Origin of the sequence: Paraburkholderia terrae, from assembly GCF_002902925.1 — a bacterium.
GTDB classification, from domain to species: Bacteria; Pseudomonadota; Gammaproteobacteria; order Burkholderiales; family Burkholderiaceae; genus Paraburkholderia; species Paraburkholderia terrae.
Genome location: NZ_CP026112.1, coordinates 2,693,782 through 2,711,147 on the forward strand (window position 1 = coordinate 2,693,782; position 17,366 = coordinate 2,711,147).

20 protein-coding genes are annotated in these 17,366 nt (G+C 64.4%); 11 read left to right on the forward strand and 9 right to left on the reverse strand.

Annotated elements, in window-relative coordinates; genetic code table 11:
* Positions 1-31 precede the first annotated feature (31 nt).
* From C2L65_RS28410 to C2L65_RS28420, 3 genes are all read left to right on the forward strand, one after another.
* On the forward strand, positions 32-487 hold the full coding sequence (locus C2L65_RS28410; RefSeq protein WP_007582652.1) for a MarR family winged helix-turn-helix transcriptional regulator: 456 nt from the start codon (positions 32-34) through the stop codon (positions 485-487).
* Between the two features lie 156 nt (positions 488-643).
* Entirely contained in the window at positions 644-1,063 is a 420-nt protein-coding gene (locus C2L65_RS28415; RefSeq protein ID WP_007582650.1) for an organic hydroperoxide resistance protein, read from the forward strand.
* Positions 1,064-1,249: 186 nt separating this feature from the next.
* Positions 1,250-2,764: a cryptochrome/photolyase family protein gene (locus tag C2L65_RS28420; RefSeq protein ID WP_042315600.1), complete on the forward strand. Its 1,515-nt coding sequence runs from the start codon at positions 1,250-1,252 to the stop codon at positions 2,762-2,764.
* Positions 2,765-2,810: 46 nt separating this feature from the next.
* On the opposite strand, the gene C2L65_RS28425 is transcribed toward C2L65_RS28420, so the two are convergent.
* Positions 2,811-2,987: a DUF3563 family protein gene (locus tag C2L65_RS28425; protein WP_007582646.1), complete on the reverse strand. Its 177-nt coding sequence runs from the start codon at positions 2,985-2,987 to the stop codon at positions 2,811-2,813.
* Between the two features lie 106 nt (positions 2,988-3,093).
* Complete coding sequence (locus C2L65_RS28430) at positions 3,094-4,275, reverse strand: extracellular catalytic domain type 1 short-chain-length polyhydroxyalkanoate depolymerase (RefSeq protein WP_042315602.1); 1,182 nt, start codon at positions 4,273-4,275, stop codon at positions 3,094-3,096.
* 336 nt (positions 4,276-4,611) lie between these two features.
* Between C2L65_RS28430 and C2L65_RS28435 the strand changes: the two genes are divergently transcribed.
* The 4 genes from C2L65_RS28435 (at position 4,612) to C2L65_RS28450 (ending at position 7,654) form a co-directional block, all read left to right on the forward strand.
* Positions 4,612-5,343 carry a phosphatase PAP2 family protein gene (locus C2L65_RS28435; protein ID WP_042315604.1) on the forward strand — a complete coding sequence of 244 codons (732 nt, stop codon included), beginning with the start codon at positions 4,612-4,614 and terminating at the stop codon, positions 5,341-5,343.
* A 117-nt stretch (positions 5,344-5,460) separates the two neighbouring features.
* Positions 5,461-6,240 carry a molybdate ABC transporter substrate-binding protein gene (modA, locus tag C2L65_RS28440; RefSeq protein ID WP_042315605.1) on the forward strand — a complete coding sequence of 260 codons (780 nt, stop codon included), beginning with the start codon at positions 5,461-5,463 and terminating at the stop codon, positions 6,238-6,240.
* Between the two features lie 36 nt (positions 6,241-6,276).
* A complete protein-coding gene (gene modB, locus C2L65_RS28445) occupies positions 6,277-6,951 on the forward strand; it encodes a molybdate ABC transporter permease subunit (RefSeq protein WP_007582640.1) in 675 nt (224 codons plus the stop codon).
* A 1-nt stretch (position 6,952) separates the two neighbouring features.
* On the forward strand, positions 6,953-7,654 hold the full coding sequence (locus tag C2L65_RS28450; RefSeq protein ID WP_042315608.1) for an ATP-binding cassette domain-containing protein: 702 nt from the start codon (positions 6,953-6,955) through the stop codon (positions 7,652-7,654).
* A gap of 18 nt (positions 7,655-7,672) precedes the next feature.
* Here C2L65_RS28450 and C2L65_RS28455 read toward each other — a convergent pair whose 3' ends face one another.
* Both C2L65_RS28455 and C2L65_RS28460 read right to left on the reverse strand, forming a co-directional pair.
* A complete protein-coding gene (locus C2L65_RS28455) occupies positions 7,673-8,509 on the reverse strand; it encodes a TOBE domain-containing protein (RefSeq protein ID WP_042315609.1) in 837 nt (278 codons plus the stop codon).
* 95 nt (positions 8,510-8,604) lie between these two features.
* Positions 8,605-8,988 (reverse strand): tautomerase family protein, encoded by a 384-nt coding sequence (locus C2L65_RS28460; RefSeq protein WP_007745598.1) that lies wholly within the window; start codon positions 8,986-8,988, stop codon positions 8,605-8,607.
* Positions 8,989-9,086: 98 nt separating this feature from the next.
* Here C2L65_RS28460 and C2L65_RS28465 point away from each other — a divergent pair, with 98 nt between their 5' ends.
* Positions 9,087-9,938, forward strand: coding sequence for a LysR family transcriptional regulator (locus C2L65_RS28465; RefSeq protein WP_042315610.1), 852 nt, complete (start codon positions 9,087-9,089; stop codon positions 9,936-9,938).
* A 15-nt stretch (positions 9,939-9,953) separates the two neighbouring features.
* On the opposite strand, the gene C2L65_RS28470 is transcribed toward C2L65_RS28465, so the two are convergent.
* Positions 9,954-10,364 (reverse strand): hypothetical protein, encoded by a 411-nt coding sequence (locus C2L65_RS28470; RefSeq protein ID WP_042315611.1) that lies wholly within the window; start codon positions 10,362-10,364, stop codon positions 9,954-9,956.
* Between the two features lie 170 nt (positions 10,365-10,534).
* On the opposite strand from C2L65_RS28470, the gene C2L65_RS28475 reads away from it, so the two are divergent.
* Both C2L65_RS28475 and C2L65_RS28480 read left to right on the forward strand, forming a co-directional pair.
* Positions 10,535-10,906 (forward strand): MbcA/ParS/Xre antitoxin family protein, encoded by a 372-nt coding sequence (locus C2L65_RS28475; protein WP_427910185.1) that lies wholly within the window; start codon positions 10,535-10,537, stop codon positions 10,904-10,906.
* Complete coding sequence (locus C2L65_RS28480) at positions 10,903-11,604, forward strand: RES family NAD+ phosphorylase (RefSeq protein WP_042315615.1); 702 nt, start codon at positions 10,903-10,905, stop codon at positions 11,602-11,604. Before C2L65_RS28475 ends, C2L65_RS28480 begins: the two co-directional genes overlap by 4 nt.
* Before the next feature lie 31 nt (positions 11,605-11,635).
* Here C2L65_RS28480 and C2L65_RS28485 read toward each other — a convergent pair whose 3' ends face one another.
* From C2L65_RS28485 to C2L65_RS28500, 4 genes are all read right to left on the reverse strand, one after another.
* Entirely contained in the window at positions 11,636-12,373 is a 738-nt protein-coding gene (locus C2L65_RS28485; protein ID WP_042315616.1) for a metallophosphoesterase, read from the reverse strand.
* Positions 12,374-12,545: 172 nt separating this feature from the next.
* On the reverse strand, positions 12,546-13,982 hold the full coding sequence (locus C2L65_RS28490) for a cytochrome c (protein WP_042315617.1): 1,437 nt from the start codon (positions 13,980-13,982) through the stop codon (positions 12,546-12,548).
* A 14-nt stretch (positions 13,983-13,996) separates the two neighbouring features.
* Positions 13,997-15,598 (reverse strand): GMC family oxidoreductase, encoded by a 1,602-nt coding sequence (locus tag C2L65_RS28495; RefSeq protein WP_042315620.1) that lies wholly within the window; start codon positions 15,596-15,598, stop codon positions 13,997-13,999.
* A gap of 117 nt (positions 15,599-15,715) precedes the next feature.
* A complete protein-coding gene (locus C2L65_RS28500) occupies positions 15,716-16,291 on the reverse strand; it encodes a sugar dehydrogenase complex small subunit (protein ID WP_042315622.1) in 576 nt (191 codons plus the stop codon).
* A gap of 375 nt (positions 16,292-16,666) precedes the next feature.
* Between C2L65_RS28500 and C2L65_RS28505 the strand changes: the two genes are divergently transcribed.
* Complete coding sequence (locus tag C2L65_RS28505) at positions 16,667-17,317, forward strand: DUF1345 domain-containing protein (protein WP_042315623.1); 651 nt, start codon at positions 16,667-16,669, stop codon at positions 17,315-17,317.
* The last annotated feature ends 49 nt before the right edge of the window (positions 17,318-17,366 follow it).

Here is a 17,366-nt window from a genome sequence, read left to right on the forward strand (position 1 = left end):
CCATTCGCACGCTTCGTTTCAGGGGACGTCCATGACCCAGCGCACCGCCTTTCCCGTTACGCTCGACGAGCAGCTCTGCTTCGCGCTCTATTCGACGTCCCTCGCGATGACGAAAGCCTACAAGCCGATTCTCGACCGGCTTGGCCTCACATATCCGCAGTATCTGACCATGCTGATCCTCTGGGAAAGCGACGACGTCACCGTGAAGGACATCGCCGCGCGCCTGAACCTCGATTCGGCGACGGTCACGCCGCTGCTGAAGCGGCTCGAATCGCAAGGGTTTATCGAACGCGTGCGCGGTACGGAAGACGAACGGCTCGTCTTCATCCGGCTGACGAAATCGGGCGTCGCGCTCAAGCGCAGCGCACGCGACGTGCCGGAAGAAATCTTCTGCGCGACCCAGCAGACGCCCGAATTCCTGATCCGGCTGCGCAGCGATCTGCAGCAGTTGCGCGGCACGCTGAACGACTATCTCGAACGCTACTGACAACGCGTGCATTTGCGGCTATCGCATCGATAGGCAATTTAATTTGCACACTAATGATTTGTACGCTACATTTCTGTCCATGCCAGTTCGATAGCGATGACGCGAAGCACTGGCAAGCACTGACCCAATCACTGGAACCGATCAAGGAGCGTCAAGATGAACGTACTGTACAAGGCAACGGCAACGAGCAATGGTGGTCGCGATGGTCGCGCAGTTTCGTCGGATAACGCGCTCGACGTGAAGCTGGCGGCGCCGCGCGAACTCGGCGGCAACGGCGCGCAAGGCACGAACCCGGAACAACTGTTCGCGGCCGGCTACTCGGCGTGTTTCCTCAGCGCGATGAAATTCGTCGCCGGCCAGCGCAAGCAGGCCGTGCCCGCTGAAACGACCGTGACGGCCGATGTCGGCGTCGGTCCGAACGACAAGGGCGGCTTCGCGCTGGATATCGAACTGCGCGTTTCGCTGCCTGGCCTCGACGCAGCGGCAGCGCAGGAGCTGGTGAACGCGGCGCATCAGGTCTGCCCGTACTCGAACGCGACGCGCGGCAATGTCGATGTGCGCGTGAACGTGGTCTGAGTCGTTCTGAGCTGATCGTCCTTCGTGAGCAGCGCCCGCCTTTTGTGCGAAAGGCGGGCGCTGCTTCATTTTTGCGTCGATTTCCGATGCCGCGAGCATTGGGTTTGCGACTGGCGGACACTATCATCGGCGGTGGCTTTTCGGCCCGACGTCCGCATCCGCCGACGCGCAACAACTCAAGCGATCATGACCCGCGCCTACCAGCTCGACGCACATTTTCAGAACGGACTCGTATGGTTTCGCCGCGACCTGCGCACCGGCGACAACGCAGCGCTGTATTACGCGCTCAAGCATTGCGAGCGCGTCTGGTGTGTGTTCGTGTTCGATACGACCATTCTTCAGCCGTTGATCGATTGGGCGCACAAGCATGACAACCACGAGGGCGAGGTGCAGGATCGGCGGATCGAATTCATTCTGGCGTCGCTGGAAGAACTGGATAAGTCGCTGAAGGAAGGCGGCGGCGGATTGATCGTGCTGCATGGCGATCCGCGTGAAGAGATTCCGAAACTCGCCGCGCAACTCGAAGCCGAAGCCGTGTTCACCAATCACGACTACGAGCCCGTCGCAATCGAGCGCGATGAAAGCGTCGCTGAACGGCTGCGCGACGATCGACGTCAGTTGCTGACGTTCAAGGACCAGGTGATTTTCGAGCGCGACGAACTGCTCAACGGACAAGGCAAGCCCTTCGCCGTGTTCACCCCGTATAAGAACGCGTGGCTAAAGAAATTGACGCCGTTCGACCTGAAGCCCTATCCCGTCGAACGGTACGCGAAGAGTCTCGCGCGGCCGCCGCGCAAGCCCGATCACGCATGGCCGACGCTCGGTCAAATGGGCTTCGCGCCCGGCAAGCTGGCGGAAACAAAACTGCTGACGGGCATGAGCGGCGCGCAAACGCTGCTCAAAGACTTTGTGACCCGTATCGACAGCTATGCCGCCCGGCGCGATTTTCCCGCCGCGCGCGGGACGAGCCATATGTCGGTGCATTTGCGCTTCGGCACGGTGTCGATCCGCACGCTCGCCCGGCTCGCGCACGAGATGTCGCTGCAACCTGACGGCCAAGGGGCCGCCACGTGGCTATCGGAACTGATCTGGCGGGACTTCTACTTCATGATCCTCGCGCATCATCCGCATATCGCGAAGCGCGCGTCGTTCAAGCCGGAATTCGACACGCTGCGCTGGGAAACAGGCAAGCAAGCCGACGCGCTGTTCGCCGCCTGGTGCGAAGGACGTACCGGCTATCCGCTCGTCGACGCCGCGATGCTGCAACTGAACCAGACGGGCTTCATGCACAACCGTCTACGGATGGTGACGGCGAGTTTTCTGGCGAAAGATCTGGGTATCGACTGGCGGCGCGGGGAGCGCTACTTCGAGGAAAAGCTCAACGACTTCGACTTCTCCGCGAACAACGGCGGCTGGCAATGGGCGGCGTCGACGGGCTGCGACGCGCAGCCGTGGTTCCGGATTTTCAACCCGGTAACGCAATCGGAGAAGTTCGATCCGCAGGGGCTCTTCATCAAGCGCTTCTTGCCGGAACTGGAGAAGGTGCCCGCGAAGTGGATTCACGCGCCATGGCAGGCGAATCCCGACGACTTGAAGGATTGGGGCGTGGTGCTGGGGAAAGACTATCCGCAGCCGGTCGTCGATCACGCAAAAGCGCGCCAGGAAACGCTGGCGCGCTATGGCGTGCTGCGCTCGCGTTGAGCGCTTTTCTTGGCCGGCTCACGCACCGGCCCGTGCTTGCCGCAGCTTAGTGCTGGCTCATCCACGACGGTTGACGCAGTTGCGCTTCACGGTCGATCTTGCGCATGCGGAACTCGAGGTCGTACAGATCCGTGGCTTCGGCCAGATACGCGTCGTTTTGCTCTTTGACGCGCAGGTCATAGGACTTCGTCAGGAACAGGAAAAGGCGGCTGATCAGATACATGGTGAACCTCGAATTTGGTGTTAGGTGGCTGACACCTAGGTATAACCCCTATTATAGGGAAAACCCTAGGAACACACCAGCACCAAATTCGAAGTGTGGCAATTTGTCAACTCGCGCGCTGCCGGGCGCCATCGGCGGCACGTCCGGCGGGCCGCGCCGACTCGGTGCGACGCTGATGCCGGAAAAAGTCCCACAGCAGACTGGACGCATCCGGACCCTTCGATGAATGGAACGGCACCGCATCGTCGCCGCCGCTCCACTCATGGCCGAGGCCCTGCACGCGGCACAGACGCACGACGCGCCGCCCGCCGCGCGTGTAATCGCGCGTCGTAACCGTCGCCTTGCGGTCTTCCTTGACGTCGCCGACCTTGCGCACGCCTCGCGCATCGACGATTCCGTTTAGCCGGAGGTACTGTTCCGTCAGTTGCTCGGCGTTGACTGGCGCGACGACGCGATCGGCTTCGCCTTGCAAAATGATCGCGGGCATGCCCGGATAGGTCGTCACGTCCGCGACGGCATCGACGAGCGCAACGGGGTCCTGCCGCGTGCCGCGCCGCATCACATCCATCGCGGCGATGCCCGAATGCGCGTCGCCGAACGCCGGCCCCGAATGCAGCGCGACGGCGGCGAAATGCTCGGGAAAATGCAGCGCCAGCAACGACGTCAACCCGGCGCCCGCCGATATCCCGGCGACATACACCCGCTCGCGGTCGAGGCCGTGCGCTTCCACCAGCGCCTCGACGAGCGACACGACGGCGCGCGCTTCCGCTCGTCCTGCACGGTCGGTATCGTCATACCAATGCCAGCAGCGGTGCGCGTGTGCGTGCTTCGACTGCTCCGGGTACACGACGGCAAAGCCGTAGCGATCGGCCAGCAGGTTCATGCGCGTACCTTCGGCGAATTCGTCGATGGACTGCGTGCAGCCGTGCAGCATCACGACGAGCGGCGCGTGCTTGATCGGCTTGCCGGCGGGCAAATACAGCCCGTACTGCAAATGATTGATGAGGCTGCCAGGCGCGGCCGGTGCGGAGTGGAACGAGCGCGTCCACGAACCGCTCGCCCAGGCGGCGGCGCGCGGCCGCACACGGGATTCACGCGCGCCGCGCTGCGGCACGTCGCGCGTAGTGGTCTGGCGAACTTTCGCTGACGGCTTCGCGACCGTAGTAGCCGCCGGCCGGGTCGACGACCGTTTCGGCTTGCGCTTCGTAGTCGCGCGGGCGTGCTCTGTCTGGATCGCAAACAGGCGTTTCAGGCCGCCTAGCCAGATTTTGGTCAAGCTTTTTGGCATAGGATTTTCTCGCTAATAGGGACTCATGCTCTCTGCCTTCCGACAGTCTTGTGCAATGCACAATAACATCAATCTCCGTGCGATGCTGACACCGACTGAGGTCGTTTTCGGGAAAAGCCCGTCGCGCCGAGCTTCGTATAAGACGATTTCCGAATCGTCCTAACATCTGGCAGTTTTCGTGCTTTTCCTTTCATCTGCCGCGTAACCGCTGCCTCTATACTTATAGAATACGCGCGGGCGGGGAAGGTCCTTCCCGATCCGGCACCGTCGTCGGCTGTCCTGGAAACCTCTGGCCGCAGGCAAGTTCGCGCCCGTACATGTCGTTAAGGATTGTCCATGCTTCACCTGCCACCACAATTCTGGCTTCTGGTTACAAACTTCGGCGGCGCCGGTCTGACGTTGCCGCTCGCCTTCGCCATCGCGCTGTGGCTCACGGTCGGTTATTCGTGGCGGCTCGCTGCCGTCTGGCTGTTTCTGCTCGGCGTGGCCGTCGCGCTGGTCACGGCGACGAAGATCGCGTTCCTCGGCTGGGGTGTCGGCGTGCAAGTGTGGGACTTCACCGGCCTGAGCGGACACGCGATGTTCGCCACCGCCGTGTTCCCCGTTGCCGCCTTGCTCGTTCTGCTGCCAGCGCCGCCCGCCGTGCGCGCCGTGGGCGTGGCGCTCGCCCTGTTCGGCGGCGCGCTGGTCGGCTTTTCGCGCATCGTCGTCGAGGCGCATTCGCCTTCGGAAGCGATCACGGGCTGCATCGTCGGCGGGTTGACGGCGTTGGTGTTCGTCCGGATCGCGTGGAACGCGACGCCGCCCGGGCGCCTGCCCGTCGCACCCGTGGTATTGAGCCTGACGATCATCACGCTCGCTCTGCACGCGGTGCATCTGCCGACCCAGCGCTGGGTCACGCATATCGCGCTGAAAATTTCCGGCCATGACCGGCCGTTCGTCCGCGCCCGCTGGAAGGCGCTGCGCGACGCCTACGCGCCCGCTGCGCCAGCCGCCCCCGCCACACCCATCGTGCCGTTGCAAAAAACACGCAACGTCGCAGTGCCCTTGCCCGATTCCGACGCATAAATCACACGAAACCGGCTATCTTGCGCGCCACATGTTCAATATGCCGACCGCTATAACCCTACATATATTACGATGGCGTTTTCAACCTGCTTCCGGTCGACCCGGCGCCACCTTCCCATGTCCTTCCCGTCGATGATCCGCTTCCTGAAACCTGCCCTGCTCGCCGCGAGCGCGATTTCGTTTGCCTTCGCCACGCAGGCGCGCGCCGACGAACTCGTCGTGTCCGCGGCCGCGAGCCTGACCAACGCGTTCAAGGCCGTCGGCGACGCGTACGAGAAGGAGCACCCCGGCACCAAGCTGCTGTTCAACTTCGGCGCGTCGGACGTGCTGATGCAGCAGATCGTGAAAGGCGCGCCCGCCGACGTGTTCGCCTCCGCCGATCAGAAAGCGATGGACAAGGCCGCCGAGCAAAAAGTAATCGTGCCGTCTACGCGCAAGGATTTCGCCGCGAACTCGCTCGTGCTGATCGTGCCGACGGACAGCAAGCTCGCGCCGTCGAACCTGAACGAACTGACGTCGGCGAGCGTGAAGCGCGTTTCATACGGCGATCCGGCATCCGTGCCGGTGGGCCGCTACACGGAAGGCGCGCTGAAGGCGGCGGGCGTGTGGGACGCTGTCAGCGCGAAGGGCGTGCTGGCGTCGAACGTGCGCCAGAGCCTCGACTACGTGTCGCGTGGCGAAGTCGACGCCGGCTTCGTGTTCGGCACCGATGCCGCCGTGATGCCCGACAAGGTCAAAGTCGCGCTGACCGTGCCGACCACCACGCCGATCACCTACCCGATCGCGCAGGTCGAAGGCAGCAAGCACGCCGCCGACGCGCAGTCGTTCATCACCTTTGTGCTGTCGCCGGCGGGCCAGGCCGTGCTCGCGAAGTACGGCTTCAAGCCGGCGCACTAAGCTGCGCCGCCAGAGACAAAGCACGACGCCCAAATCATGGAACAGGCCTGGATTCCGCTGATGCTGTCGCTGAAGGTCGCGGGCTGGGCGACGGCGCTGAACATCGTGTTCGGCGTCGCAGCCGGCTTCGGCCTGGCGCGCTGGCACTCGGGCGCGCGTGACCTGATCGACTCGCTGCTGACGCTGCCGCTCGTCATGCCGCCCACCGTGCTCGGCTATTACCTGCTCGTGCTGCTCGGCCGGCGCGGCGTGTTCGGCGCATGGCTCGAGCGCTTCGATATCCAGCTGGTGTTCACGTGGCAAGGCGCGGTGATCGCGTCGATGGTGGTGGCGTTTCCGCTCGTGCTGAAGTCGGCGCGGGCCGCATTCGAATCCGTCGATCCGCAACTGGAGCGCGCCGCCCGCACGCTCGGCATCAGCGAAACGGCGATCTTCTTTCGCGTGACGCTGCCGCTCGCGTCGCGCGGCATTCTCGCGGGCGCCCTGCTCGCGTTCGCGCGCGCGCTCGGCGAGTTCGGCGCGACGTTGATGATCGCGGGTAATTTGCCGGGCCGCACGCAGACGCTGTCGGTTGCCGTCTACGCCGCCGTGCAGGCGGGCGACGACAGCACGGCCAATTTCCTCGTGCTCGTGACCTCGGTCACCTGCGTGGTGATTCTCGTGCTCGCGGGCCGGCTCGTACCGCAACACTCGCTGATGACGTCCCGCTGACATGCCGCTCACCGTCGATATCCGCAAAACGCTGCGCACGGCCGAACGCCAGTTCACGCTCGACGTGTCGTTCACCGCGAGCGCGCAGCGCATGGTGCTGTTCGGGCCGTCGGGCGCGGGCAAGAGCCTGACGCTGCAGGCAATCGCCGGCCTGCTGCGTCCCGACGAAGGCCAGATCGTGCTGCACGGCGACCCGCTCTTCGACAGTACGCAAGGCATCGACCAGAAGCCGCAGGCGCGCCGTCTCGCGTATCTCTTTCAGGACTACGCGCTGTTCCCGCATCTGAACGTGCGGCAGAACATCGGTTTCGGGATGCACACAGGCTGGCTGAATCCGGGGCGGCGTTTTTCGCATCCGCAGATCGACTACTGGCTCGACGCGCTCGATCTGAAAACGGTGGCGGGTCATCATCCGGCGCAGCTTTCGGGCGGGCAGAAGCAGCGCGTGGCGCTGGCGCGTGCGCTCGTCGCGCAGCCGCGCCTGTTGTTGCTCGATGAGCCGTTTTCCGCACTCGATCACGCGCTGCGCGCGCGCATGCGGCAGGAGCTGTCCGATCTGCAGACGCGGAACGACATTCCGATGCTATTGATCACGCACGATCCCGACGATGTCGCCGCATTCGGCGATCAGGTCGTGCAGGTGTACGACGGCAGCGTGCGCGAGAACGCGCCGTTCGCGGGCTATCCGCGCACGGTGTCCTAGCAGGCGGCGCCGCCGCGTTTAAGCCTGGGCCGTCACGCCCAGAATCACGCTCGACGCCTTGAACGCGGCCACGAGCGCCTGCCCTTCGGCGATGCTCAATTCCGCGACGCTCTCATTCGTGACGACGGACGTCACGACTGCTCCGCCTTCGAGCGTCAGCGACACTTCGGCATTCACGGCGCCACGCTGCACGGCCGACACCGTGCCGCGCAGGCGGTTGCGGGTCGACAGCCGGTCCGCCGTGCCGTCATCGGCAACCAGCAGCACTGACGACGCCTTGACGAGCGCCACCGCCTCGCCGCCGACGGCAAGTTCCAGCGTCTCCGTGCTTTCGTGCGTGACGACGGCGACGACCGACTGCCCGCCGGGCAATGCCAGCGAGACTTCGTCGTTGACCGTGCCGCGCTGGATCGCGCTGACCTTGCCGTACCACTGGTTGCGCGCGCTAGTCTTCATGCCGATACGGCCGATCAGTTGCCAGTCGTCGGAGAAGCCGGCGATAGCCGCGCCCGCGCGTTCGAGAAACAACCGGTGCTCGCGCTCGACGGCACGAAACGTGTCGATCAAGGTCAGCGCGCGCGGCGTGAGCGTCGTGCCGCCGCCGCCCTTGCCGCCCGTCGAGCGGATCACGAGTGTTTCACCCGCGAGGTTGTTCATCGCATCGACGGCATCCCACGCGGCCTTGTAGCTCATGCCGATGGCTTTGGCCGCGCCCGTGATCGAGCCCGTTTCGCCGATCGCCGCCAGCAGCGCAATGCGCTGCGTGCCGCCGAGCGACTGCTCGCCGGAGCGGAACCAGACGGAACCGCCAAATTGCAAAGCGTCGTGGGAAGCGTCGTTGTTATCGGATGTCATGGCTCGCGTGCGCGTCGGCTGAAGAACGGATAAAGGTGCAAACCATTATAGCGACGCACCTTCCGCCGACCGCACGCCAGCCGTGGCGCGAACCCTCAGAGCGCGTACTGCGCGATCCCGTTTCCGAACGACCAGTTCTCCTTCAGCACTTCGACGAGATTGATGAACACGTCCTCGCGCCGCACGCCGGGATGCTCGGCGAGGTTGTCGGCGATGCGCTTGTAGAGCGCTTTTTTCTGCTCCTGCGTCCGGCTGTTGGTCACGGTGAGCTGGATCAGCACGAAATCGTCGCTGCGCGCGATGCCGAGATAGTTGCGGTCATAGACGAAGTTGCTCTCGTCGTGCTCGGTGATGACCATGAAGATGTCGTCCTCGGGGACGTTGAACTCGGCGATCAGCGCGCGCTGGATGCCTTGCGTGAGCGCCTGGCGATAAGCAGCGGGCTTGCCGGCGCGAACTGCGATGCGAGTGAAAGGCATGTCGAACTCCTATGAATGAACAGAAAGTGCATTCAGATTAGTTCGCGTCTATCATATTGAACATATATGACTGGATATTTCATCTATTTTCATCTGAAATGAAAGTACTCGATCTCGATGCTGTACGCGCTTTCGTGCTGGTCGCGGACTTGCGTAGCTTCACCCGCGCCGCCGATGCCCTCGACACCACGCAATCCGCCGTCAGCCTCAAGCTGAAACGGCTCGAAGCGCATCTGGGCAAGCCTTTGCTGGAACGCACGCCGCGCGTCGTGCGGCTGTCGGAGCACGGCCAGGCGTTTCTCGACGGCGCGCGCGACCTGCTGAGCGCGCACGACCGCGCGCTCGGCGCGTTATCCGCCGACAGACGGCGACTCGCGCTGGGCTTGAGCGAGCATGTGGCGGGCACCGACCTCGCGGCGCTGCTCGCGCGCGTGAATGCCCATGATCCGGGGCTAGTGCTGGAACTGCACATGGGCTTGTCGTCGACGCTGTTGCAGCAGTTCGACGAACGGCGGCTCGATGTCGTGGTCGTGCGCTCCGAGCCCGACGACTTACCGCGCGAAGACGGCCAGTTGCTCTTCACCGAGCCGCTGTCGTGGCTCGCGACGCCCGAATGGCAGCCGCGTGCGGGCGAGCCGCTGCCGCTGGCGCTGCTCGCCCCGCCCTGCAACGTGCGTTCGATCTCGCTGCGCACGCTCGACGGCGCGGGCATCGCATGGCGCGAGGCGTTTGTCGGCGGCGGCGTGCAGGCCGTCGGCGCAGCGGCTGCGGCTGGGCTCGCCGTGTCGCCACTGGCAAGGCGGGTCGCGCCGCGCGGACTGGTCGATTCAGGCGCGCGGCTTGGATTGCCGGCGTTGCCTGAATCACGCGTGACGTTGCATTCGCGCGTGCGCGACGCGCGTTCGGTTGAGTCGTTGCGGCTCGTGACGAACGGATTAATCGCGCAGTGAAACTGCTAGCGGGAGCTAGTGAAGGATCGGCGGAAGTTCGCGCGGAGGTTGTGCGCTGCTGGTTTGCGGCGCAGTGCTCTGCGCAACCTGGCGAGGCTTGGCCGCTGCCACGACTGCTTTTGCGTGCGCAGGCTTTTGCGATGAATCGCGCGGCGCGGGCGCGTGGGCCGTTTTGACGGCGGCGCTAGTCTTGTTCGTTTTCCCGGACGAGACGGAAGCCTTTGCAGCCACCTTCGCATGCGGCGTGGACTTGCCCTGATGCACGGCCTTCGCTGCACCCGAACCAGCGGAACTGGCTACATGCTTCGAATGCCTGACGTGCTGGGCGGCCTCAGGCGGATTCCACACTTCCTTGTACTCGGCGCGCGCCGCCATCGACACGCACAGCAAACCAACCGATACCCACACCTTCGAACGCAGCGACACCGCAGTCTCCGTGCAAAAAACTGGAGGGCGGATTATACAGCCGCGCTTGCATTAATCCATATATAGACTAAGATGTTAAAAAAGTTCAACTCAGGACTCCGATCATGTCTTCCGCTGCCCATTACTCGACCGCCGAACGACCGTTGCGACGACCGCCCGCCGAACCCTCCATGGCGGACATGTCCGCTGCCGGTCTGCGCGCGTTCTTCAACATCGCGCGCGACTGGGAATTGAGCGCCGAAGAGCAGATCGTCCTGCTCGGCTCGCCGGGGCGCTCCACCTTCTTCAAATGGAAGAACGCACCGCAAACGGCGCGCCTCGGCCGCGACACGCTGGAGCGGCTGTCTCTTCTGCTCGGTATCTACAAGGCGCTGCAAATCCTGCTGCCGCAGCCTGCCGCCGCCGATACATGGATCAAGCGCCCCAACAGCGCGCCGCCGTTCGGCGGCCGCCGCGCGCTGGACCGCATGTTGGCGGGCAACATCAGCGACCTCGTGGCCGTGCGCCAGTATCTCGACGCAATGCGAGGCGGCTGGGCGTGACTGAACTGCAATGGCAAGACCAATGGCGTGTGGCTTCGCTCGCCTGGACACCTGCGTTCCGCGTGATCCCCACGCGCTTTCCTGCCGTCAACCTGTTCGACCGCGTCGCGTCGCCCGAAGACTTCGAAGCGCTCTACGCGCTCGAAGCCATGACCAATGACCGCGTGCGGACCGAAGTCGGCGATCTCGATCTCGTGCCGCGCGAGGAACGGCGATTCGGTCCCGGCTACGGGCCGATCATGGCCGCGCTCACGCATCTGAATCCGCAAGGCAGCCGTTTCTCGGACGGCTCGTACGGCGTGTTTTACTGCGCGCGCTCGCGCGAAACCGCGATCAGTGAAACGCGTTATCACTCGGGTCTCTTCCTCGCCGCCACGCAGGAGCCGCCGATGCGTCAGCAGATGCGCCTCTATACGGTGATGGCGCAGGGCGACGTGGTAGACCTGCGCGATGCCGAATCGGTCGACGCGTCGGTGCTGTCGCCGAACGACTACTCACCCGGCCAGGCGCTAGGCCGCGCGGCCCGCGAGGCGGGCGCGCCGGGGATCGTGTATCCATCGGTGCGGGATGCAGGTGGCGAATGCCTCGCCGCGTTCAAGACGACGCTGCTGCGCGACTGCCATCACGCGGCGTATCTGGAATACAACTGGAACGGCAGCGCCGTCGATATCGTCTTCGAACTGCACCAGGTGGGGTAGAGGCAGCAGCGCCGGAAGCGTTATAGAGCGCTCAAGGCAACGCCAGCGCCGAAGCACCGACCGAGCGCGCCCGTTCGACCGTCACCGACCAGCGCTTCGTCGTGCGTGCCTCGACGAGAGTCAGCTTGCCGCCGGGACCGAATGCGCCCGTATCGATGAACATCTGCGCGCCAATCTGCTGCACTTCGCGCACGGGCGTATGGCCGCAATACGTGAGCGACAGCCCGAGCTGGCGCATCGGATCGCCCGCGCCCATGGCGAGGCTGCGGCCCCACAGCAGTTGCTGGCGGACTTCTTCGGAGAGGGTGTCGGCGTCGAGTTCCGCGTCCGAGCCGAGAAATTCCGCATGCAGCACGTTGAAGCGCTCGCTGCCCGAGCCGATCACGCGCACGAGCGGCAGCGTGCGCAGACGCCGTGCATAGACGCGCAGTCTTTCAACAGACACCTGCACGCTCCACAGGCCGCCGATCCCATACCACCACTGCTTCTTCAGCTTGCCTTCAGCAACGGCGCAGAGCGCGTCCTCGTGATTGCCAAGCACGGCATAAAACCAAGGCTTGTCGAGCAGCGCCAACGCCTCTTCTGACTGCGAGCCGCGATCGACGAGATCGCCGACCGAGAACAGCCGGTCGCGTGACGGATCGAAATCGACCTCGCGCAACAGGAAGCGCAGCGCGTCGACGCAGCCGTGCAGATCGCCGACGACGAAATCGCGTCCGGTCCGGTTGACGGGATGATGTTGGACGACGGTGACAAGTGTGGAATCCATAACACCATGATAGTGCGGGCGCGCAAGCCGTGTATGCGCGGCATCTCGCGTTCGCACGCCTTTCGTGAGCAGGATTCGTGCGAATCGCATCCGCGCTTGCCAGCTTCGCGCATTCGCAGCGCGCCAAAACACCGGCTCCCGTCGCCACGCTCACGGGACGATCACTGTGCCGTCACTGCGGTACGCCGCGCAGCCTGCCGACCTGCTCCGCGCTCAGCGTCGATCGAGGATTGCCAAACTGCTTCGTCACATAGTTCGTGACGGCGGCGATCTGCGCGTCGGTCAGTTCGCGGTCGAACGCGGGCATCAGCGCGTCGGCGTCTTTCGTCGTACGGTGGATGCCGTGCAGAATCACCATCGCCAGATTGTTCGCATCGCTCGCGCCCGCGACGCTGTTATGGATCAGTGACGGATACGCTCCCGGCGCGCTAGCGCCTACGCCCTCGCCCGTCCAGTGGTGACAACTCGCGCAGTTCGCGAGGAATAACTGCGCGCCGTGTACACCCTCGATCCGCGCGCCGCGCAACGCGACGACGTCGCTCGCGGGCGAGCCCCATTCGGCACGCGCACGTGCCTCGCCCCGGTCAATGGGCTTGAGCGCGCGCAGATAGATGGCGATCGAACGCAGGTCTTCGCGATTCAGATACTGCGTGCTGTCGGAGACCACGTCGGCCATCGGTCCCGCCGCGCTCGCGCGGCCCTGCGCAATGCCTGTCGACAGATAGCTGGCGATCTCCTGATCCGACCAGCCGCCGATCCCGCTCGTCTTGTGCGGCGTGATGTTGTACGCGTGCCAGCCAGCCTGGATCGCGCCCGACAGACGTTCGCCCGTTTTCAGGCCCTGCGTGAAGTTGCGCGGCGTATGGCATTCCTCGCAATGCGCGAGCCCTTCGACCAGATACGCGCCGCGATTCCATTCGGCGCTCTGCTTCGGGTCGGGCACGAAGCGCCCTTCGTCGAAGTTGAGCAGGTTCCAGAAGATCATCAGCCAGCGCTGGTTGAACGGAAAGCGCAGATCGTTCGACGGCGGCGTGTAGCGCACGGGCACCACCGTGTTCAGATACGCGCGGATGGCCTGCACGTCCTGATCGGTGACGCGCGTGTATTCGACATACGGAAACGCTGGGTAGAGCCGCTGGCCGTCCTTGCCGATGCCTTCGTGCATCGCGCGCATGAAGTCAGCGTCCGTCCAGCGGCCGATGCCCGTGTCCGGATCGGGTGTGATGTTTGGCGTATAGATCGTGCCGAACGGCGTGCTGATCGCGCGGCCGCCCGCGAACGGACGCCCTTTGTCCGACGTATGGCAGGCGATGCAATCGCCCGCGCGCGCCAGATACTCGCCGCGCTTGACGAGATCGGGGCCCAGACCGGACGCGCCGCCTGCAGGCGCGCTGGCCTGCGCGACGGCTTCGCCGAGCGGCGATTCGTCGGTGTGGCGCAGCTCGGTGTCGTAGGCTTCGAGCCACGCGAGATACAGCGCGAACAGCGAGAACGCCGCCGCGAGCGCCGCCATCCTCCATACGCGGCGGCGCGCCTTGAGCGCCGCGCGCCGGCTCGCGGAGAAAACCGTCGCATCGAGGTTGCCGCCGTGTCCGTCTGATCGTTTCATAGGCAACATGACCCTCAGATTTCGCGCTTGAGCTTGTCGGCAAGCTTCAGCGACAGCGCCGCGATCGTCAGCGTACAGTTCACCGACGCCGCGCCCGGCATCACGCCGCTGCTCGCAATGAACAGATTCGGGTGATCGTGCGTGCGGCAGTCGGCGTCGACGACGGAACTGGCCGCGTCGGTGCCCATGATGGTCGTGCCCATGATGTGATTGTTCGGCGCGAAGGTATCGTCGAACGAAACCTCGGTGCCGCCGAACAGCCCGGCGATCTGCGCATAGAGTTCATGCGTGTGCGCGGCGCTTTTCTTCACGTAATCGTTGATCGAGTAGTAGATCTCGGGCTGCGCAATACCGAGCGCGTCCTTGTGATCGGCGGAAGGGACGATGCGGTTCTGCGGCTCGGGCAGATGCTCGTGAAAGCTGTTGATGGTCACCATGCGCGCGGCGCGGTCGCGAATCTGCCGGTCCAGTTCTGCGCCCGTCATCCCGCCTTTGAGGAGCGCCGATGTAATCGCCATGGTCGGCACGCCGTTCGACACGTGCAGCTTCTTCGCCGCGTACTCCGAGCGGAACGCGCCGTCGCGGAAGTTCACCACCGACGTCATCTCCATCGGCCCGCGCCCCGGCCACAACGATTCATTCGCGAGAAACGTGACGCCCGTGCCGGGATGGTCCATCAGGTTACGTCCGACCTGATCGGAGCTATTGCCGATGCCGTGCGGGAATGCGTCGGACGTCGACATCAGCATCAGCTTGGGCGTCTCGATACCGTTTGCTGCGAGCACGAACAGCTTGCCTGTCACGCGCGTGCTGTTGCCGTTCGGGTCCTTGTAGTGGACGGCCGTGATGAGCCCTTTGTTGTCCGCCTCGACACGGTAGACGACGGCCTGCGCAATCAGCTTCGCGCCCGCGCGCTCGGCCTTGTCGGCATGCACGATGCCGTTGTACATCGCGCCGATCGGACAGATCGGCATGCAGTTGTTGTTGCCGCAGCAGGTGGGGCGCGCGTCGTACGGACGGCTGTTGCGAGCGACGGGCTCGGGCACGACCTTGAAGCCGTTCGCGTTGAGTACGACGGAGAAACGCTGGTCCATGTACGACAGCGGCAGCGCGGTCATCGGATATGGCTTCGAGCGCGGCGAGCCGAGATCGACGGATGTATCGGGGCCGGACACGCCCAGTTGCACTTCGGCCGCGTAGTACCACGGTTCGAGCGTCTCATACGGATAAGGCCAGTCGCGGCCCACGCCGTACAGCTTCTTCAGTTGAAAGTCCGACGGCAGCAGACGCCATGTCGCAGCCGCCCAATGCCAGGTGGTGCCGCCGACGAGCCGCACATACTGCGAGTCATACGGATAGTCGCCCTTCTGGATCAGATAGTGGTTGGCGGGCGAGTACTGCGGATGCGGCGCGTAAGGCGTCGACGGATACGGCGTCGCGAAGTCCGATTTCGCAGGCGAATTGCGAAAGTTCTCGACGATCTGCCCGCGCTGCAGACGCGGCCCGGCTTCGAGCAGGATCACCGACGCACCCGCGAGCGCCATCTGATGCGCGACGAGACTGCCCGCGACGCCCGAGCCGACTACGACGACGTCGGCGGAATTTGCGTTTGCCATGCTTGCCTCTTCGGTGCCCTCTTATTTGTCTGCTGGCTTTTGTCTGCTTGTTTGTTCTTTCGCAAGCTCCACGCGGGAACGCAGTGAGAGCGCACGCGCGATGCCACGCGCAGCGGCTTACGCATTCGCCGGCTTGTGTGTCCAGTAAAAGGGCACGTCGCGACAGTACGACGGGATCGTCAGGATGTCTTTGACGGGTTCGAACATCAGCGCGCGTTCGAACGCGATGACCTGCACGTTCGGCATCTCGCCGACGAGGCCGAGATACCACGCGCGCGTGATCGCGCTGACGGTCTTCGCGAGCTGCGGCTGGTCGACCTGCAAGGCCTGCGTGACGACGTCCGAAGGCACGCCGCCATGCGTCTGCAGCCAGGCGTTGAGCGCGGCGACGTTCTGCGTGAACTGGCCGTCCGCTCTGGACAACGCGTCATACGCGCGTTTGCCGTGCAGCGGGTCGAAGCTGGTGTGTCCTGTGAGCTTGCTGGAGAGCGCAATGAATGCGTCGAAACCGCCGCCTGCGGGCGGCGGCGTGTCGGCGAAGGCGGGCGAAATGCCTACGATGCCGGGCGCTGCGCCCGATGTGCCATAGCGCGCCGCCGACGCAAACGCGAGCCCGGCAGCCGAAGCGAACGCACCGAGCAGCCACGCACGGCGGCGCGGCGAGCGCGCAGCGTGTCGATCAACATCTGTCATGGGGGCTCCAGATGATGTGTGTATTCGCCTGGCGCGCGCCGCGTCCGGCTGTTGGCCGAACCATGCTCGCACGCCGGGCGTCCGCCCCAAAACTGGTCTTGCGCCGCTGTCTCGCGGTCTCTGATGTCCGGGCGCGGCAGGAAATCCCTGCCGCCCTTGCATGCTCGCCGTTCGCTGCGCGCGAGAACGAAGCCACGGGTGAAAGCCGCATGCAAGGCCACTGAGCAAAACTGCGAGAAAACTATAACGTCCCGGCACCCGTTTCGACAAATCATCCAGCATGCCCCCGGTAGAATCGCCGCAACCTTCACCACGACTTTCGAACATGCATCGAGACATACCCATGTCACATCACGCTGCCAGGAGCGCGCGCCCATGACTGTCTATCCGCAGGTATTGCGCAACCGGCCGCGCATGGTCACGGGCTTCGTGCTCGGCGTGGTGGTCGGCGCGCTGCTCGCCAGCGCGCACATGCGCCCGATGATCCGCGTGCTCGTCTCGTGGGATGTCGCCGTGTGGACCTATCTCGCGCTGATGTGGCTGGAGATGGCACGCGCCGATCACGATCGCGTGCGCGACATTGCGCGGCGCGAAGACGAGAACGCGGGCGTCGTGCTCGCCATCGTTTGCCTCGCGACGGTCGCGAGCGTTGCCGCCATCGTGCTGGAGCTGGCGTCGTCGAAGGGCAGCACGGGTGTGTCGCACTACATCGTGACGGGCGTCACGCTGATCGGCGCGTGGTTCCTGATCCCGACCATCTTCACGCTGCACTACGCGCGCCTGTACTTCGCAACCGACATGCAGGAAACCGCGCTGAAGTTTCCCGACCACAAGCTCGATCCGAACTATTGGGACTTCCTGTATTTCTCGTTCACGATCGCCGTCGCCTCGCAGACATCGGACGTCGTGCTGCGCTCACGCGAGATACGCCGCGCGGCGCTCGCGCAGTCGGTGCTGTCGTTCTATTTCAACCTGGCCGTGCTCGGGCTGTGCATCAACATGGCGGCGGGTTTGCTCGGGTCATAGCGAGCCGCGCCGGCAAAACCAGGCGCGCTCGAAGTCCTTTCTCAGCCGC

Coding starts and splice junctions, on each gene's coding strand:
- C2L65_RS28430 (WP_042315602.1), bottom strand. CDS start 4,275: ATGCCAAAAAGCTTGACCAAAATCTGGCTAGGCGGCCTGAAACGCCTG.
- C2L65_RS28495 (WP_042315620.1), bottom strand. CDS start 15,598: ATGGCAAACGCAAATTCCGCCGACGTCGTCGTAGTCGGCTCGGGCGTC.
- C2L65_RS28485 (WP_042315616.1), bottom strand. CDS start 12,373: ATGGATTCCACACTTGTCACCGTCGTCCAACATCATCCCGTCAACCGG.
- C2L65_RS28465 (WP_042315610.1), top strand. CDS start 9,087: ATGAAAGTACTCGATCTCGATGCTGTACGCGCTTTCGTGCTGGTCGCG.
- C2L65_RS28490 (WP_042315617.1), bottom strand. CDS start 13,982: ATGAAACGATCAGACGGACACGGCGGCAACCTCGATGCGACGGTTTTC.
- C2L65_RS28410 (WP_007582652.1), top strand. CDS start 32: ATGACCCAGCGCACCGCCTTTCCCGTTACGCTCGACGAGCAGCTCTGC.
- modA (WP_042315605.1), top strand. CDS start 5,461: ATGTCCTTCCCGTCGATGATCCGCTTCCTGAAACCTGCCCTGCTCGCC.
- C2L65_RS28500 (WP_042315622.1), bottom strand. CDS start 16,291: ATGACAGATGTTGATCGACACGCTGCGCGCTCGCCGCGCCGCCGTGCG.
- C2L65_RS28425 (WP_007582646.1), bottom strand. CDS start 2,987: ATGTATCTGATCAGCCGCCTTTTCCTGTTCCTGACGAAGTCCTATGAC.
- C2L65_RS28450 (WP_042315608.1), top strand. CDS start 6,953: ATGCCGCTCACCGTCGATATCCGCAAAACGCTGCGCACGGCCGAACGC.
- C2L65_RS28415 (WP_007582650.1), top strand. CDS start 644: ATGAACGTACTGTACAAGGCAACGGCAACGAGCAATGGTGGTCGCGAT.
- C2L65_RS28435 (WP_042315604.1), top strand. CDS start 4,612: ATGCTTCACCTGCCACCACAATTCTGGCTTCTGGTTACAAACTTCGGC.
- C2L65_RS28505 (WP_042315623.1), top strand. CDS start 16,667: ATGACTGTCTATCCGCAGGTATTGCGCAACCGGCCGCGCATGGTCACG.
- C2L65_RS28475 (WP_427910185.1), top strand. CDS start 10,535: ATGGCGGACATGTCCGCTGCCGGTCTGCGCGCGTTCTTCAACATCGCG.
- modB (WP_007582640.1), top strand. CDS start 6,277: ATGGAACAGGCCTGGATTCCGCTGATGCTGTCGCTGAAGGTCGCGGGC.
- C2L65_RS28420 (WP_042315600.1), top strand. CDS start 1,250: ATGACCCGCGCCTACCAGCTCGACGCACATTTTCAGAACGGACTCGTA.
- C2L65_RS28460 (WP_007745598.1), bottom strand. CDS start 8,988: ATGCCTTTCACTCGCATCGCAGTTCGCGCCGGCAAGCCCGCTGCTTAT.
- C2L65_RS28455 (WP_042315609.1), bottom strand. CDS start 8,509: ATGACATCCGATAACAACGACGCTTCCCACGACGCTTTGCAATTTGGC.